Consider the following 16,339-nt stretch of genomic DNA (forward strand, 5'->3'; position numbering starts at 1 on the left):
AGAAATCTGTGGGCCGCTCCATGAGACGCATCGACAGAAGAGCCGGATGGTGGAAATCTCCTTGTCCGGATCTGGTGAGGGCCCCGGTCGGGAAACCGGCCGGGGCTACTCGACACCCCCTCCCCTCCTCACGAGAGGTAGAAGCCGCCGCACAGGCCGATCTCGCGGAACAGCTCTGAGCGGAAGTAGCCGAGGTCGAAGATGAGCAGGCGACCGCGGAGCGGGGGCAACCCCCCGAAGTAAGGAGCTTCTCCCAACTGTGATTTCGTTCGCGGGGGCCGGGCTCAGGCGAAGTTCGGTACGGAGGGCCTCGGTGCCATCGGCGCGATCGCCGTTTCCGCGCGCTCGCCGGCCCGGCGGCGCTCCTCGCCGACCAGGAGCAGGAGCTCCCGATCGTCCACGACCTTCATGTCGGCGAGCGCCTGCATGTAGCCGTCGACGAACCCCTGCGACTTCGCGTAGCGGTCGGCCGCGGTCCCCCGGTGCCGGGTGTCGAACAGGTCGGCCAGACACGTCCGGAGCCTCGTGATCGCTTCTCTCTTGCTCATGCCGCGTTCCTCCCTCTCCTCGAGATCTACGGGACGCGGCGCCGGCGGATCAACTTTTCGGCGTGACGAGCACCGCCTCGGCGGCGGCGCGGCGGACGGCGGGGCGCTCGTCCGCGAGGAGCGAGACGAAGCGCGCGCGGAGCAACGGCGCCCGTTTCGAGCGGCGGATCGTGAGCACGACCTCGGCCTCGTCCGCGGACGAGAGCGCTTCCGACGCCTCCTCCGACGCCGCCGGATCGCCGAGGACGGCGAGCGCGTCCCGCGCCTCCTCGCCCGGCGAGCCCGCGCCCTCGAAGACCCGCCGCAGCGCAGCTGCCACGCGATCCCGGTGCGCGCCGTTCCCGAGCATCGCCGCGGCGATGAGCGCGACGCGCGGCGCCTCGTCGTCGAGCAGGTCGAGGAGCAGCTCCTCCCGGTCCTCGAGGGCGGCCCGCGAGAGGTTCACGGCGGCCGTGGCGCGGATCCCCTGCCGCTCGTCGGCGAGCGCCTCGAGCAGCCGCGCGCGGCCCTTCTTCGAGCCCGTCCGCGCGAGCTCCGCCGCCGCGACGACCGCGGTCTCGTCGAGGGGGCCGAGCGCCCGCTCCTCGAGGAGCGCCATCGCCTCCTCCGAGCCGACGTCGCCGAGCCCGAGCAGCGCGGCCTGCGCCACTCCCGGGTCGTCGCCGCCGAGCAGCTCGCGCAGGATGTCGACCGCGTCGCCGCCGAGCGCGCGTCCGGAGCGCGCGGCCTCGGAGCGGACCCGGAGATCCGGATCGAGGCGCGCGGCCTCGCGGAGCAAGCTTTCGAAGCGCTCCTCTCCCCTCCGGCCGAGGGCGCGGACCGCGTCGGCGCGGACGCGCGGATCGAGATCCAGCACGAGCCCGGCGAGCCTCCCGGAATCGATCTCGTCGTCCCAGCTGGACACCGCGTACGCGCGGACGTCGGCCGACGGATCCGCGAGCAGCGCCTCGAGCTCGTCGTCTCCCGGCGGGCGACGCCGGTCGAGCGCGATCCGGGCGAGCGCGGCGGCCGGGGCCGACTTCCCCTTGGCGAGCTGCTCGAGGAACCTGCGGCCGTCCCTGCCCGTGGCCGCGAGCGCCCGCACCGCGTCCAGGGGCGACTCGCCGGCCGCGGCCGCACGCTTGAGGATCAGCGCCGCGAGCGCGTTCTCCCGCGCAAAGTCGCCCTCGACCGAGGCCAGGGCGCCCTTCGCGTCGGACGCGTCGAGGAGCCGCGTCAGCCCGGCCAGGCTCGGCGCGCACCCGGACGCGGCGATCGCCGTCGAAACGAGGAGCGTGAGGAGGCCTGTCGTGCGCCCCCGCAGTGTCGCCATCGTCCGCCTCACGAGACGAGCAGCGCCGCGCCGAACACCCCGGCGGAGTCGCCGAGGGTGTGGCGCAGGATAGGGGTCAGAAGCTCGTCCGAGAAGAGGTACCGGGCGACGCGCTCGCGCCCCTCGGTGTAGAGGACGTCCGCGTTGGACACGCCGCCGCCGAGCACGATCGCGTCCGGATCGAGGACGTTGATCAGGTTCGCCACCGCGCGGCCGTAGGCGTCGAGCCAGGCTTCGACGCACCGCACCGCGGGCTCCTCGCCGCGCCCGCGCCGCTCGAGGATCTCGGGCAGCCCCGCGCCCTCGGGGCCCCCGAGCTCGGCGTGGTGCCGCTCGATCCAGGGACCCGCGAGGTACGTCTCCACGCAGCCGATCTGGCCGCAGTAGCAGCGCCGCCCGCCCTGCGGGAACAGGATCGTGTGGCCCCACTCGCCGCAGATCGACTGCGGGCCCTCGCGCGCCGCGCCGTCGAGGACGAGCCCGCCGCCGACGCCGGTCCCGAGGATGGCGCCGAACACGAGCCCGCACCCCTTGGCGGCGCCCATCGACGCCTCTGCCAGCGCGAAGCAGTTCGCGTCGTTCGCGAAGACGGGCGCGCGGCCGAGCCGGAGCCCGAGATCCCGGCGGAACGGCATGCCGTTCAGGCACACGGTGTTCGAGTTCTTGCCGAGCCCCTCCCGCGTGACGCTCCCGGGCATGCCGATGCCGATCGGTGCGTCCTCCCCCGCCTCGCGGGCGAGCCCCTCGATGAACGCCGCCGTGCGCTCGAGGACGTGCGCGTAGCCCCGCGCCGACTCGGTCGGAATCCGCCGGCGCACCGCGACCTCGGGCTGCGGCCGCGGGCCTCTCACGACGACCCCCTCGATCTTGGTGCCGCCGAAGTCGATGCCGATGCGCGCGCGATCGCCCATCAGACGGGATCGTCGCCGAGCCAGCCGGGGTCGTGGACGCCGCCGCACTGGTAGCAGCCCACGGCGTGGCCGTAGGTGTCGCGCTGGATGTTGAAGCGGTGGACGCGGCGCCCGCACACCGGGCAGGTGGCGGTCTCCCCGCCGACATCAGCCTCGGCGTCAGCCCCGGCGCCGGCGGCGGGTTCCTCCTTGGGCTCGGCCTCTTGGGGCACGGGATCGCGGAACACCGGCACCGGCGGCGGGACGACCCAGAGGCGGACGTGCTCCGCGCGGATGCGCTGCCGCGTTTCGAGCGAGATGAGCCGCGCGAGGACGCGCTTCCCGAGCGTCGCGAGCTCGCCGAACGAGGTCGCCTCGCCGATCCGGACCCCGGCGATCCAGTCCTTGCGCCCGGCGGGTGCGAGCACGAGATCGTCGGCCCCCTCGGCCGTCCGCTCGACCGCGGTGCGGACCGCGTCGCGCAGCGACTGCTCGGCCCTGACTCCGACGAGCAGGTGCAGTGTCTTCGTGTCGTTCATCTTCTGCGGAAGAGATAAACCAATACCGTTCGCCGCGCAACGACCTCGGGCGCGGGGCGCCTCAGCCCCTCCAGCGCTGCGCCATCGGGATCCGGCGCCCCGGGCCGAACGTCTTGGAGGTGATCTTGAGGCCGGGCGGCGCCTGCCGGCGCTTGTGCTCGCTCGCGCGCACGAGCCGGAGCACCTCGCGGACCGTCTCGGCCGGGTAGCCCGCGCCGATGATCTCCTCCGCGTCCCGGCCGAGATCCACGTGCTCGCGCAGGATCGCGTCGAGCACCGGGTAGGGCGGGAGGCTGTCCTCGTCCTTCTGATCGTCGCGTAGCTCGGCGCTCGGCGGCTTCGAGATCGTGGCCGCCGGGATCACCTGGCCCGCGCGGTTCACGTGCGCGGCGATCGCGTAGACGAGCGTCTTGGGGACGTCCGAGAGCACGGCGAGGCCGCCCGCCATGTCGCCGTAGAGAGTGCAGTACCCGGTCGCCGACTCGGACTTGTTGCCGGTCGTGAGCACGAGGTGGCCGAGCTTGTTGGACAGCGCCATGAGCACGACGCCGCGCACGCGCGCCTGGAGGTTCTCCTCGGTCAGATCGCGAGCGCGCCCCTCGAAAAGCGGCTCGAGCCCGTCGCAGAACGCCTGGTAGAGCCCGTCGATCGGAACGACCTCGTAGCCGATCCCGAGGTTGCGCGCGAGCGCCGCCGCGTCGTCGAGCGAGCCCTGCGAGGAGTGGCGCGTGGGCATCGAGACGCCGAGCACGTTCGAAGCGCTGAGCGCCCGCGCTGCGACGACCGCGACGAGCGCCGAGTCGATGCCGCCCGACAGGCCGAGCACCGCGGAGCAGAACCCGCACTTGCGGGCGTAGTCGCGCGTGCCGACGGTCAGCGCCTCGAGCGCCGCGGCCTCGTCGCCCCCGAGCGGTTCGCGCACGTCGCCGGTCATCGCGCCGAGATCGACGACGACGAGATCCTCCGCGAGCTCGGCCGCGCGGGCCAGGAGCGCTCCGTCCGGGCCGAACGCGGCGCTCGCGCCGTCGAAGACCAGATCGTCGTTGCCGCCGACCTGGTTGACGAAGAGCACCGGCCGGCCGCAGCGCCTCGCGGTCTCGGCGGCGAGGCGCGGCCGGAGATCGCGCTTCTCGAGGGTGAACGGCGAGGCCGCGATGTTGACGATGAGCTGCGCGCCCTTCGCGACGAGCTCCGCGACGGGATCGCGATCGTAGAGCCGCGTGACGGGCGACGACGGCCCGCCCCAGAGATCCTCGCACACGGTGAGCCCGAGCCGCACGCCGCCGAAGGAGACCGGCTCGATCTCCGCCGCGGGCTCGAAGTAGCGCCGCTCGTCGAAGACGTCGTAGGTCGGCAGGAGCGCCTTGGCCTGTTGCGCGGCGATCGCCCCGTCCGCGAGCAGCACCGCGCAGTTCTCGAGCGCCTTGCCCGTGGGCCTCGCGCTCTCGCGCACGCAGCCCACGATCGCCGCCGTGCCCCCGCGCGTCTCGGCCGCCAGCGCCTGGAGCGCGCGCTCGCCGTCGCGGACGAAGCCGCGCCGCTCGAGCAGATCGTGGGGCGGGTAGCCGGAGATCGCCATCTCCGGGAAGACGGCGAGCTCGGCCCCCCGGGCGCGGGCCTCGCGGAGCGCCGCGCGGATCCTCTCCGCGTTTCCGTCGAAGTCGCCGACCGTCGGATCGATCTGGCAGAGCGCTACCTTCATGTCGCGAGATCTAATGCCGGGCGGCGCCGCCGGTCAAACGGGAAAGGTTACCGCGAGCCGCGGGGGAGGTCAGTCTTCCTGGTGCAGCGGGGGAGGAGGGGCGAAGCCGCCGTCGTCGCACGGCACGCCGGGGAACGGGTTCGGGCCGTCTCCGCAGCGATGCCGGGGCTCCTCCTCGGGCGGCAGCTCGATGCCGAGCGCCTCGAGCCCCGCGCGATCGTCGTAGTAGAGCGCGAGCAGCTCGCGCGGCTTCTCCGCATCGCGGCGCACGAACGGGACGATCGTCGCAGACGAATCGAGCTCGTCGCCGTACTTCGTGCCGAGCCCGGGCGACGACGGGGCGGGGCCGCCCGCGGCCTTGGCGCTCTCCATCTGCGCCGACGGAGCGCTGTCCGCCGCGCCGTGCGCGGGCGCCGGCCGGGGGTAGTCCCGATCCTCTCCCTCGCCGTCGCCCGCGATGACCGCGTCGCCGCGATCCGTGTCGTCCTCGGACTCATCGAACACCGCGAGGCCGATGACGCCGACGTTCTCGGGCGTCCCCATGCGCGAAGAGTAGGAGTCGCCAGGCGTCGTGAACTCGAACGCGGCCACGCCGTCGAGGCTCGTGCGGAAGCCCTGCACGCGGGTCTTCTCGCCCGGGTCGAGCACGTACCCGCGGTTCGCGCGGAAGTCGGCCTCGCGGCCCGACACGGCGTCGCGGCCGTCCACCGACAGCACGACCTCGACGCGGCCGCGCGAGCGGTTCGCGATCACGACCTCGTACCTCGATCCCATCCTGCCGAGGAGGTACTGCCTTCCTTCGGCCTTGTAGAGCGGCAGCCGTTCGCCGTCCGACTCGACCCACATCTCGACGGCGTCGCCGTGGACGACGTTCTTCCCGTTGCCCTTCTTCGGCCCGTCCGATCCGTCCGACTCGATCGGCCGCGACGCGCCGCACGCAGCGAACAGCAGCGCGAGCACGGCGAGCATTCCCAAACGCGTCAGCGCTCTCATCTTGAAACCCTCCTTCGTTTGCCTGGACCGCATGATGGTGTCATCGACGCACCGGAAAGGCAATCGATCTACCTCAGATCTACGGGCAGGTCACGAGCGGTGTGAGCGGCGCGAAGTTCCACTCGCTGAGATCGAGCGCGTCGTACGCGGCGAGCGCGTCGACGAGGATCGTCTCGATCTCGGCATAGGTCTGGCCGAACTTGTTGGTCGTGTCGCCGCCGTCGATCGCGACGCAGGCGAACTTCGATTCGCCGCAGATCTCGATCGCTTCGCAACCGGGCGACGGGTTGCCCAACACCTCGAGCTGATCGTCGCCGTACAGCGCGACGCCGTCCACGAGCGTGAGCCGCACCTCGGTCGGCGTCGCGGCGAGGATCGTGTCGTACGGTGCGTCCGGGTCGCCGCTCATCACCGAGACGTCCGCCTTCATGCCGACCGCGAGCGCGCCGATCTGGTCCCCGACCGCGAGCAGCTCGGCGCCGTTGATCGTCGCCATTTCCACGATCTCCTGGGGCGTGAGCACGTCGCCCCACTCGGAATCATCGACCTCGTCCGCGAAGCGAAGCTCGTCGAGCATGTTCTGGCTGCCGCCGATCGACCAGTCCGGCCCGAGGCCCACCGTGATCCCCTCGGCGAGGGCGGTCGGGATGTCGGTCGTCTGCGAGAGGTCGGTCCCCAGGCCGTACAGGAAGACGTTCGACCGCGGCGACCAGATCAGCCCCATCCCGTAGGTGCCCATGGCCGCGAGCTCGATCGCGCCGAACGCCGTGCCGTGGATCACGGCGGTCTCGGAGACGAACAGGCACCCGTCGGTCGTGGTGACCGTGTTCAGATCGTCGAACTCGGAGAGCGCCGACGCGTCCACGCCTTCGCCGAGGTGAATCAGGTACGAGTCCGTCGAGCCGTCCGCGATGTTCGCGCACACCCCGTCCGCCGCCGAAGTCGACGGGAAGAGCGTGGCGGCCTGGATCTTGTCCTCGCAGCTCTGCGGCGGGACCGTGCCGCACAGGCCGTTCGCTGACTGATCGATGGTCCGTGCGAGCGTGCGGTAGCACGTCTTGTTCGCCGGGTTGGCCGAGCCTTGGACCGAGGTCGTGCCCGAGACGAGCGCCTTGAGCTCGCCGTACTTGATCATCTCGCAGTTGTAGTTGACCGGCGAGGTGCCCTCGCCGTTCAGGTACTGCTTCGCGTCGACCATCGCGCCGTACCGCTCCTCGTCGGGCCACTGGTTGTGGTTTCCGTACGCCTCGGTCGGTGTCCAGTCGGTCGCGTCGAAGATGTCGTACAGGATGTGGTTGTGCGCGTCGATCAGACCGGGCAGGACGACGCCGTTGGTCACGACGATCGACGCCGTCGCGGCGCCGGTCTCGCCCGAGCACGACGCGGCGACGCAGGTGATGAGATCATCCTCGATGAGCAACTCACCCGCGAACGCCTCGGTCGGCGTGACCAGGACGCCTTGGAGCAGGATCTTCGTCGCGTTGCCCGTCACGACGAGCTGGGGCGCTCCCTGCGTTTCGGGGCACCCGATCGCCTCGGCCACGCAGTCCGAGGCGCAGGCGTCGCAGAAGATGCAGTTGTTCATCAGCGTGTAGTCGACCGCGCCGCCCGGGAAGCTCGCGGCGCACGCCGCGACGCACTCCGCGTCGTCCCCGCAGTCGATCGCGCAGGTGGTGATCGCCGTGCACCCCGCGTTGGCCGCGCACGTCTCGTACTGCGCCGCGCACAGCCCGTTCGTGTCCACGCACGCGAGGCAGTCGTCACAGTCGCCCGTGCCGTCGCATGACGTCTCGGTGTCGGTGTCGGTGTCGGCGTCGGTGTCGGCGTCGGTGTCGGCGTCGGTGTCGGTGTCCGTGTCGATGTCGGTGTCGGTGTCGATGTCGGTGTCGGTGTCGGTGTCCGCATCACTATCGGTATCGGTATCCGCGGCCGAAGAACCGGAGTTGTCCGACGCGCAGCCCCCTTCTGCGAGGACGACGAAGCCGAACATCAGTGGACCGAGCAGACGATGCGACATGGGCGTGCTCCTCTCGTGCTGAAATATTGTACTCGAAATCGAACGCGCTTTGGGTGGGAAGATCCCTGCGCAGGGCAACGGGCGCGCAGCCCGGGCAAACGGAGTTGACAATCAACCCGTTTGTCGCGTTCGCGTGTGCAAATACACACGCACCCTTGACTACTTATCGCACAATAACACACATATGAAATTCAATGTATTCAATGGGTTGACCGTGGTGTGGACAGGAGCCCGAAACGGGGTGCGAAACCGACTATGCACCACGGTAACATATAGAAATTAAGTGTAAAAATGGTGATCGCTGAACATGCGAACCCCGAGATGGCCGCTTTCTGTGAGAGGTTTTTCGCGGCTGGACAGTCCTGAAATGCTACGAAAATACTGTAACCGCATGAATTGAAACATAAAATATCCAGCTTCCCAACTTGGCAGGCCGATTGCTTATTGCTCGCTCAGGAGGCGAACATGACCTGGCTCTACAACATGCTCAACGATTTACAGAAGCGGATCGCCGGGGAATCCGACGAGGCGCAACAGGGTGAGAACACGCTCAACCGTTTGCGCGAGCACCGCACCAGTGAGCGGGTGCGCCAGTTCCAGGCCCGCCTCCACGCCCTCGATCGCCGCCTCGCCGCCCTGCGCTAGCCGTTCCCGGTTCTTGAAAAAATCCCCCGCAGGCTCGACGATGGCGCGATGTGCGATCCCGTCACAATCGAGGAGAGGCTGCGTTCGGTCGTCGCCGCCTGGCGCGCGAACCTGCCGGGCGAGTTCGTCGCCGAGGCGACGACGATTGGGCGGCCCGCGGAGTACGCCGAGTGGCCGGAGGATCTCGATCCGCGGCTCGTGCGGGGACTGCAGTCGCTCGGAATCGAGGCGCCGTACGCGCACCAGGCGGCTGCTTGGGAGCTGCTCGCGCGGGGCGAGGATGTCGTCGTCGCGACACCGACCGCGTCGGGCAAAAGCCTCTGCTACAACGTGCCGGTGATCGACGCGGTGCTCAAGGACCCCGCGGCGCGCGCCCTGTACGTCTTTCCGACCAAGGCGCTCGCCCGAGATCAGGAGGCGTCGCTCGCCCGGCTGTTCGAGGCGGCGGGCGCCGAGCCGAAGGTCGCGGTGTACGACGGCGACACACCCGTCGAGGCGCGGCGCGCGGCCAGGCGGGAGGCGCGCGTGATCGTCACGAACCCGGACATGCTCCACACCGGGATCCTGCCGCACCACACGTCCTTCGCCCCGTTCTTCGCGGGGCTGGGACACGTCGTGATCGACGAGCTCCACCAGTACCGCGGCGTGTTCGGTTCGCACGTGGCGAACGTGATGCGGCGCCTGCGGCGCGTTGCGGCGTTCCACGGCGGCGCGCCGAGGATCGCGGCGTGCTCGGCGACGATCGGCAACCCGGCGGAGCTCGCGGCGACGGTGCTCGGCTGTCCGGCGACGGCGATCTTGGAGAACGGCTCGCCCGACGGCCCGCGGACGATCATCGTGTACAACCCGGAGCTCGTCGACCCGGCGATGGGTGTCCGCAGATCCGCGCTCAAGGTTGCGGCACGGCTCGCCGCGGAGCTCGTCGCCGCGGGCGTGACGACGCTCGTGTTCTGCCAGACCCGGCGCGGTGTGGAGGTGACCCTTCGCGCCCTGCGGACGAGGCTCTCGGCCGAAGGACGTTCTCCAGCGCGCGCGCGCGGCTACCGGGGCGGCTACCTGCCGCAGCTCCGGCGGGAGATCGAGGCCGCGCTCCGCGAGGGAAAAGTCGACGCCGTGGTCGCGACGAACGCGCTCGAGCTCGGGATCGACGTCGGCGGCCTCGATGCGGTGGTGATGGCCGGCTACCCGGGGACGATCGCCGCGACCCACCAGCGCGCCGGCCGAGCCGGGCGGAGGCGGGAGCCGTCGCTCGCGGTGCTTGTCGCGCGCTCCGATCCGCTGGATCAGTTCCTCGCGCGCGAACCCGCCTTCCTGCTCGAAGCGTCACCGGAGCGGGCCCTCGCCGCGCCGGACAACGTCGAGATCCTGCTGCCGCACCTCAGGTGCGCGGCGTTCGAGCTGCCGTTCGCAGCTGGAGAGGGGTTCGGCGGGCTCGATCCCGAGGACACGGCGGCCGCGCTCGACTGCCTCGTCGCCGAGGGCGACGTGACGCGGACCCAGGGCGCGTACCACTTCGTAGGCGCGTCCTACCCCGCCGCGGCGGTGGGCCTGAGAAGCGTGGGCGCGCAGCGGGTCGTTGCCTCGGACGTGGAGACCGGCGAGGTGATCGCCGAGGTCGATCCGCGGGCCGCACGGCTCGAGCTTCACGAGAGCGCGGTGTACCAGCACGAGGGCGCGATCTATCTCGTCGAGCGCCTCGATCTCGAGCACGGGCGCGCGGAGCTCGTCCCGGCCGCGCCGATCTACTACACGATCGCGGTGCCGACCGTCCTGCTCCGCGTAGTCGAGGTGCACGGCGAGCGCGGGCTCGGCGCCGGCGCGGCGGCGTTCGAGGGCGACGTCGTGGTGCGGGAGGAGATCTGCGCGTACAAAAAGGTTCGGTTCGAAACGCACGAGGGTCTCGGCACGGGCACCGTGTCGTTGCCGCCCTCGGAGATGGAGACTGAGGCGGCGTGGATCGTCCCGGCCGAGACCGCGGCTGAAGTCGTCGGGAGGGATTCGCTCTGGCTGGCGCTCGCCGGGATCGGTCATGCGCTGCACAGGATCGTCGCGCTGCGGCTGATGTGCGATCCGCGGGACGTCGCCGTCGTGGTGCAGGCCGCGCCCGGTAGCGACCGCCTCGCGCTCTACCTCTACGATGCGCACGCCGGAGGCGTGGGGCTCTCGAGCCGCGCGTTCCGGATCGCCGCGGAGCTGCTCGAAGACGCGGGTCGCCTCGTGTCCGGGTGTCCGTGCGCTGACGGGTGCCCGTCGTGCGTCGGGCCGCGCGGGGAGGGCGATCCGCCGGTGAAGGCGCTGGCCGTCGCGCTCCTGCGGGCGCTCGGCGCGGGAGGCGTAGGGTGGTGAACCGACTGAAATCGAGGCTCGAGCGCCGCGGCGCCGATCGACCGGACACCCCAGCGGCGCCCGAGGCGGCAGAACGATCCGCGATCATCGACGATCTCAGGCGGCGCATGGAGCGGATCGCGGCGCGCGGCGAAGGCCACGCTCCCGAGCGGGCGGCAGCTCCTGCGGCGCGGCGAGCGGAGGGGCTCCCGGGTACGGCGGTGCAGACCGAGCACGGCCCGGTGCACGTCCGGGAGATCGCCTACGCGCTCAAGCACCGGCACGGCGAGGCGCCCATCGACGCGTTCCTCGGCGCTGGCCCGGCGCTCGCGGTGCTCTCGCGGGCTCCGGACCTCACGGACGCGGCGGCGGCCGGCGCGCTGTTCATCGACACAGAGACAACGGGGCTTTCGGGCGGTACCGGCACGCTACCGTTCCTCGTGGGGGTCGGCCGCTTCGTCGACGGGCGCGGCCTGGTCGTCGAGCAGTTCCTGTGTCGGGATCCCTCGGAGGAGCGCGCGCAGCTCGAGCTAGTCCGGGAGCGGCTCGCCGCGGCGACGTACCTCGTGTCGTTCAACGGCCGGGCGTTCGACGCGCCGCTCCTCAACACGCGCTTCGTCATGCAGCGCCTCTCGAACCCGGGGTACGCGCGGCCACACCTCGACCTCCTGCACGTCGCACGGCGCATCTTCGGCCGGAGGCTCGACGATAGGAGCCTCGGCGCGCTCGAGGCGGCGGTGCTCGGGTTCCGGCGCGTCGGCGATATCCCGGGCGCCGAGATCCCGGCCGCGTACGCCGCCTTCCTGCGCGGCGGGCCGATCGAGCAGATGGTCGCGATCCTCGAGCACAACGCCTTGGACCTCGTGGCGCTCGCGGCGCTCGGCGGCGTGCTCGCGCGGATGTACGCGGATCCGGAGTCGGTCGAGCACGCGGCGGATCACCTCGGCCTCGCGCGGGCCGCCTTCGACTTCGGGCAGCGCGACGCCGGGTGGCGTCACCTCGACGGCGCGGCCGAGCGGGCGGAGGGGGCGGATCGCGCGGCGGCGCTGCACATGGCCGCGGTCGAGGCGTCGCGACGACGCGAGTTCGAGAGGGCGCGCGACCTCCTTCTGGAGATCACCGCCACCGAGCCGGACGACGGGTTCGCGCAGCTCGCGCTCGCCAAACTGTACGAGCACAGGTTCCGCGACCTCGCGGCGGCTGGAAGGCATGCGCTGCGCGCCGCGGTCGTCGAGGGTGAGGAGGCATCCGCGCGGCGGATCTCGCGACTCGAGCGGAAGGGATGGAGGCGCGAATGACGAGATCTTGGGGAATCGTCGCGGCGGCGTGCGTCGCGGCGGCGTGCAGCGGAGGCGACACGTTGATCATCGCTCAGCCGGCGAACGGGACGCCCCCGGCAACGGTTGAGCCCGGGGCTGTGGGAGAACAAGCGAGCGGGGACAGGACGGCCCCGGATGCAGGCGGGCCCGTCGCCGCGTCGCCGAGCGCAACCGCATCGTCGGAACCCGCGCCACCACCCGCTTCGCCGGCGGCACGGACGATCCGCTTCGCGTGGTGCCCGTCTCCGCGCGCGGCCGCGTCGTACGCCATGGAGGAGCCCGAGGATCAGCATCGTATCGTCTTAACACCAGGGGTGATCCCGGGCGGGCGATTTCCTGTCGTGATCGGGTTTCACGGTCAGCCCAAGCGCGGCAAGCCGCCGCGCGACTACTGGTTCCCGGGCTTCGTTGCGGACCGCGTGACGGCGCTCGTGGCCGAGCGCGCGATCCGACCGGTCGTCCTCGTGCTCCCGGTGTTCCGCTACGAGGGCGGCAACTGGCCGTGGTTCGACCCCGCGCGCTTCGAGAAGGAGGTCGTCGCGCGGCTCGCGAGCGAAGGGATCGAGGCGGGTGACGTCTACGCGTTCGGCCATTCGGGCGCCGCGGGTTGCGGCGGCGGCGGGCTCAACTTCGCGCACCTCATGAAGCCCGCGGCGGTGGGCTTCTTCGACACCTGCCTCGGTGCCGGCTGGCGCGAGGCGCTCGGCGCGCTGCGGGCGGCGAGGATTCCGACCCTCGACGTCCGCTCGGTCGAGACCGCGGGGTTCTCGCCCCGCCAGCGACCCGAGTACCAAGCGGAGTTCGACTTCGGCCGCGCGTACGCGCCCGAAGGCCTCGAGAAGGTCGCGTGCGAGGGATCCCATCCCGGCGAGCGGCTCCGGGATCAGCCGTTCCGGTGCGCGGCGACGGGGGACGGCGTCGTCCGGGCGTTCATCGTCGATACGGGAGAGGGCGAGCAGGCGCACAAGGATGTCGTCGGGCCGGCGATCGATTTCTTCCTCGCCGAGGTCGCGAAGCTCCGGCCCTAGCGCGCTCCGGCGTCGGGGGGCAGGATCGCCGAGAGGTCCGGGACGGGCTTCGTGAGGTCGAGCGCGCCGCCGAGCCCGATGTCGTCGAGCGAGACCCTCGATCCGCGCGCGGGCGGCTCGGCCGGTGCCGCGAGCACCGAGAGCACGCGGGCGTCCTGCTTCAAGACGCGCGTCTCGATCCCGGGGATCAGCGCCCACACCGCGTCCTCTCGCCGCCAGACCGTCGCGGCGCGCTGCAGCTCGCCGAGGGCCGATCGCTCCTCGAGGCGGACATCGTCGCCCGCGCCGAACGCCGCCTCGAGCTCCTTGCGGCGCTTGTCGTAGTCGGACTGTGCGAAGATCCACGACGCGGAGGCCGCGCGGCCGTCCAAGAGATCGCACTGCGCCGAGAGGATCGGCGACGGGCGGTGGAACATCCCGCCGAGGAGCGCGCACCGCAAGAGCGAGTGGCCGCCTGCGGGCTTCTCGATCAGTGCGGTCTCATCGAGGTCGAGGACGTCGACGCGCGTGAGCGAGTTGCAGGTCACGAACTTCGTCGCCCCGCCGGGATCGAACCCGCCGAGGTCGGCCAACGCGGCGCGCACCCCCGCCTCGCCCGCGCCGAGCGGGAGCTTGTCGTACTTCGCGACCGCCTCCGCTGTCCCGTCCGTTGGCTCTCCGCAACGAGAGCACCCGGCAAGGGCCGCGCAGATCGCGGCTGCGGCGATTAGAGCTGCGCTGCGCATCTTCAGATGGTGAAGTCGATGATCGCCACGCCCCGTTCGGTGGTCGCCTCTCCCTCGTTGCCTTCGGGGCGCGGCGGCTCGATGTCGGGAGAGTCGATGAGCTTTTCCAGGAGCTCCGAGCGCTTTCGTTCGTGTTCGAGAATGTCGTCGATGATGTATGCGGGCAACATGTGACGCGCTCCTCGATCCGGCTCCCTTCGGAAGGACGGCCCGCGCCGCCTCTCGCTTCATTCTGATCGTAACACCGGGGATCCGGCCGGTCAACGAACGGGCTGGTATTCGGCTACTCGGAGGCGAACTCGTAGGCCCCGCGATCTATCACGCCATCCGTGCCCCGGACGTCGCCACTGAAATCTATGTCGACAAAGGGAGCGTCGATGGCTTCCCCTGGATCGGTCGCTGCTGCCAGCCGGAAATCGCCCGCATCGACGTCGTTGAACGGATCGCCTGTCATCAACTGGACCCCCTCCTCTTCGATCGCTCCGTCGAGGCTCACAGGTGCGTCCCCGTCGACCCGCCAGTTGTCCCAGAAGGCGTTTGATCGGTGGTCGCCGTTCAACATGATCTGGTTGGTCCGGTTGCGCGCCCACAGGTTATTCACGACATCCAGGTTCTCGGTCTCGGCCGTGAACCGGATGCCGGTGTTCAGCCCTGCGAGATCGACGAACGTGTTCCCGGAGATCAGCACGTTCAAGGCGGGGTATTGGCTGAAGATCGCCGACCAGTTGTCCCAGTCCTCGAGGGAGCGTGCGAGCACGTTGGCAGAGATCGTGACGTTGCGCACGCCCTGCAGGCTGACGAAGCAGTTCACGCTGTCGATCATGTGGTTCTGTCGCACGACTACGTTGCGCGTGTTCCGAAACGCCAACGTGTTCGCCTCGTGGTGGAGGCCCGCCCGCGCGAAACGGTTCCCCTCGAGCAGGATGTCGAACGAGTCCTGGAGGAACACGAGGTTGCGCCACGCGTCGTGGAGGTAGCAGCTTTCGATGATCACGTGGCTCGGTCCCGCCACCGAGTACACCGCGTCCTGCGACTGCACGGTGGGATCGTCGTGGGTCCCGCAGTCCGCGATGTCCGCGTTGCGGATCAAGAGGTACTCGGTCTCGCTGTCCCAGGGGAAGAAGATCGGCGAGGCGACGAACTCGGTTTCCCGGATCTCGCAGTCGCGGTGCGTGATCTCGAAGCCGTACCCCGCGGCGTCCCCTCGCCCGTCGACCACGTACCGACCGGTCAAGAACGAGAGCGGCCCGAGCGCGGCCGGGCCCGCAGCGAAGCTCTCCTCGAAACCCGCGTCGTCGCCGTGATCCCCGGCGGTCGCCTTGGTCAACCAGATGAACGCCTCCCCGTCCTCCGGATCGTCGAAGACGTAGTTTTCGATCCGGCCGAGCGACTCGTCGAAGTAGTCGCCGGCGGCGAAGTAGTATCGGGCGCCGCGGACGCGCTGCTCGGGCAGGCCGGAGAAGGCGTTCTCCCACGACGATCCGTCGCCGGCACCGTACGTGCCGGATGGCGGGCGGACGTAGAAGACCGTAGCCGGAGGCGCGAGGCCGTCTCCCCACGCTCCGGTCTCGCCCATGACCGCGTCGTCGTCCGCGCTCCCCGGGAACGGATCGCCCGTTCCGGAGCAGGCGCACGCTGCGAGCGCGCACCCGAAAATGGCGAGCCACAAACCGTTTCCGCAGAGCCTCATGGACACCCCCTTCACTGGCCGCACCCGGCGCCGCACGCGAGATCGCCGTTTCCGCACGAGACGGGATCCCCGGCGGCGCAGGCGATATCGCAGTGCGCGACCTGTTTGCACGCGAGTCTGCAGTCCCCGGCGCACGACACCGTGCAGTACTCGTCGCTCTGGCAGTGGACGGTGGAGTCGTCGCCGACCTCGAAGTCGCAGCGCTGCATGTAGTTGCACCTAGCCGCGCAGCGGTCGCCGCAGGTCAGATCGCACACCTCTCCGATCCAGCAGTACGGCGTGCAGTCGTCGCCGCAGGTGATGTCGCACGGGCCGTAGTCGATAGAGTCCCTGCACTCGGGGCTGCACCCGTCGCCGCACTCGATATCGCACCGGCCCTCGACGTACATGCACAGCGGCGAGCACGCGTCGCCGCAATCGAGAGAGCAGTCGCCCTCCGTGTAGCGGCACTCGGTCTTCTCGGCATCGCGGTCGCAACCTGGGATTCCCCCGATTTAGTGGACAGTTTTCTCATGCTGCCACAGGCACCTGCTTCTCCGCCAGGGTTTCGAATTCGACCGGGCTGACGTAGCCGAGGTACGAATGCCGCCTTTGCCGATTGTAGAA

The 16,339-nt window shown here is 70.5% G+C and carries 15 protein-coding genes; 4 read left to right on the forward strand and 11 right to left on the reverse strand.

Annotated features, from left to right (window positions below; translation table 11 throughout):
- Positions 1–284: 284 nt before the first annotated feature.
- From M0R80_26300 to M0R80_26330, 7 genes are all read right to left on the reverse strand, one after another.
- Positions 285–548: a hypothetical protein gene (locus tag M0R80_26300; GenBank protein ID MCK9463150.1), complete on the reverse strand. Its 264-nt coding sequence runs from the start codon at positions 546–548 to the stop codon at positions 285–287.
- Between the two features lie 49 nt (positions 549–597).
- Complete coding sequence (locus M0R80_26305) at positions 598–1,860, reverse strand: HEAT repeat domain-containing protein (protein ID MCK9463151.1); 1,263 nt, start codon at positions 1,858–1,860, stop codon at positions 598–600.
- Between the two features lie 8 nt (positions 1,861–1,868).
- Positions 1,869–2,771 carry an ROK family protein gene (locus tag M0R80_26310; GenBank protein MCK9463152.1) on the reverse strand — a complete coding sequence of 301 codons (903 nt, stop codon included), beginning with the start codon at positions 2,769–2,771 and terminating at the stop codon, positions 1,869–1,871.
- Complete coding sequence (locus M0R80_26315) at positions 2,771–3,289, reverse strand: hypothetical protein (GenBank protein MCK9463153.1); 519 nt, start codon at positions 3,287–3,289, stop codon at positions 2,771–2,773. The genes M0R80_26310 and M0R80_26315 overlap by 1 nt, the downstream gene beginning before the upstream one ends.
- A gap of 61 nt (positions 3,290–3,350) precedes the next feature.
- Positions 3,351–4,991, reverse strand: a complete 1,641-nt coding sequence (locus M0R80_26320; GenBank protein MCK9463154.1) for an NAD+ synthase — start codon at positions 4,989–4,991, stop codon at positions 3,351–3,353.
- 69 nt (positions 4,992–5,060) lie between these two features.
- Positions 5,061–5,984 (reverse strand): hypothetical protein, encoded by a 924-nt coding sequence (locus M0R80_26325; protein ID MCK9463155.1) that lies wholly within the window; start codon positions 5,982–5,984, stop codon positions 5,061–5,063.
- Between the two features lie 79 nt (positions 5,985–6,063).
- Complete coding sequence (locus M0R80_26330; protein ID MCK9463156.1) at positions 6,064–8,001, reverse strand: amidohydrolase family protein; 1,938 nt, start codon at positions 7,999–8,001, stop codon at positions 6,064–6,066.
- Positions 8,002–8,466: 465 nt separating this feature from the next.
- Between M0R80_26330 and M0R80_26335 the strand changes: the two genes are divergently transcribed.
- The 4 genes from M0R80_26335 to M0R80_26350 are packed head-to-tail and all read left to right on the forward strand — an operon-like array spanning position 8,467 to position 13,318.
- Positions 8,467–8,646, forward strand: coding sequence for a hypothetical protein (locus M0R80_26335; GenBank protein ID MCK9463157.1), 180 nt, complete (start codon positions 8,467–8,469; stop codon positions 8,644–8,646).
- Between the two features lie 48 nt (positions 8,647–8,694).
- Entirely contained in the window at positions 8,695–10,992 is a 2,298-nt protein-coding gene (locus tag M0R80_26340) for a DEAD/DEAH box helicase (protein ID MCK9463158.1), read from the forward strand.
- Entirely contained in the window at positions 10,989–12,269 is a 1,281-nt protein-coding gene (locus tag M0R80_26345) for a ribonuclease H-like domain-containing protein (GenBank protein ID MCK9463159.1), read from the forward strand. Before M0R80_26340 ends, M0R80_26345 begins: the two co-directional genes overlap by 4 nt.
- Positions 12,266–13,318: a hypothetical protein gene (locus M0R80_26350; GenBank protein MCK9463160.1), complete on the forward strand. Its 1,053-nt coding sequence runs from the start codon at positions 12,266–12,268 to the stop codon at positions 13,316–13,318. Before M0R80_26345 ends, M0R80_26350 begins: the two co-directional genes overlap by 4 nt.
- Here M0R80_26350 and M0R80_26355 read toward each other — a convergent pair.
- The 4 genes from M0R80_26355 to M0R80_26370 form a co-directional block, all read right to left on the reverse strand.
- Positions 13,315–14,043: a hypothetical protein gene (locus tag M0R80_26355; GenBank protein ID MCK9463161.1), complete on the reverse strand. Its 729-nt coding sequence runs from the start codon at positions 14,041–14,043 to the stop codon at positions 13,315–13,317. The two genes, M0R80_26350 and M0R80_26355, sit on opposite strands and share 4 nt — an antisense overlap.
- A 2-nt stretch (positions 14,044–14,045) precedes the next feature.
- Positions 14,046–14,213: a hypothetical protein gene (locus M0R80_26360; GenBank protein ID MCK9463162.1), complete on the reverse strand. Its 168-nt coding sequence runs from the start codon at positions 14,211–14,213 to the stop codon at positions 14,046–14,048.
- Positions 14,214–14,326: 113 nt separating this feature from the next.
- Positions 14,327–15,733, reverse strand: coding sequence for a right-handed parallel beta-helix repeat-containing protein (locus M0R80_26365; protein ID MCK9463163.1), 1,407 nt, complete (start codon positions 15,731–15,733; stop codon positions 14,327–14,329).
- An 11-nt stretch (positions 15,734–15,744) separates the two neighbouring features.
- Complete coding sequence (locus M0R80_26370) at positions 15,745–16,122, reverse strand: hypothetical protein (GenBank protein ID MCK9463164.1); 378 nt, start codon at positions 16,120–16,122, stop codon at positions 15,745–15,747.
- Positions 16,123–16,339 lie beyond the last annotated feature (217 nt).

The sequence above is a fragment of the Pseudomonadota bacterium genome, assembly GCA_023229365.1.
In the GTDB taxonomy this organism is placed as follows: Bacteria; Myxococcota_A; Polyangia; order JAAYKL01; family JAAYKL01; genus JALNZK01.

Coding starts and splice junctions, on each gene's coding strand:
- M0R80_26320 (MCK9463154.1), bottom strand. CDS start 4,991: ATGAAGGTAGCGCTCTGCCAGATCGATCCGACGGTCGGCGACTTCGAC.
- M0R80_26305 (MCK9463151.1), bottom strand. CDS start 1,860: ATGGCGACACTGCGGGGGCGCACGACAGGCCTCCTCACGCTCCTCGTT.
- M0R80_26355 (MCK9463161.1), bottom strand. CDS start 14,043: ATGCGCAGCGCAGCTCTAATCGCCGCAGCCGCGATCTGCGCGGCCCTT.
- M0R80_26350 (MCK9463160.1), top strand. CDS start 12,266: ATGACGAGATCTTGGGGAATCGTCGCGGCGGCGTGCGTCGCGGCGGCG.
- M0R80_26370 (MCK9463164.1), bottom strand. CDS start 16,122: ATGTACGTCGAGGGCCGGTGCGATATCGAGTGCGGCGACGGGTGCAGC.
- M0R80_26315 (MCK9463153.1), bottom strand. CDS start 3,289: ATGAACGACACGAAGACACTGCACCTGCTCGTCGGAGTCAGGGCCGAG.
- M0R80_26330 (MCK9463156.1), bottom strand. CDS start 8,001: ATGTCGCATCGTCTGCTCGGTCCACTGATGTTCGGCTTCGTCGTCCTC.
- M0R80_26340 (MCK9463158.1), top strand. CDS start 8,695: ATGTGCGATCCCGTCACAATCGAGGAGAGGCTGCGTTCGGTCGTCGCC.
- M0R80_26365 (MCK9463163.1), bottom strand. CDS start 15,733: ATGAGGCTCTGCGGAAACGGTTTGTGGCTCGCCATTTTCGGGTGCGCG.
- M0R80_26300 (MCK9463150.1), bottom strand. CDS start 548: ATGAGCAAGAGAGAAGCGATCACGAGGCTCCGGACGTGTCTGGCCGAC.
- M0R80_26360 (MCK9463162.1), bottom strand. CDS start 14,213: ATGTTGCCCGCATACATCATCGACGACATTCTCGAACACGAACGAAAG.
- M0R80_26335 (MCK9463157.1), top strand. CDS start 8,467: ATGACCTGGCTCTACAACATGCTCAACGATTTACAGAAGCGGATCGCC.
- M0R80_26310 (MCK9463152.1), bottom strand. CDS start 2,771: ATGGGCGATCGCGCGCGCATCGGCATCGACTTCGGCGGCACCAAGATC.
- M0R80_26325 (MCK9463155.1), bottom strand. CDS start 5,984: ATGAGAGCGCTGACGCGTTTGGGAATGCTCGCCGTGCTCGCGCTGCTG.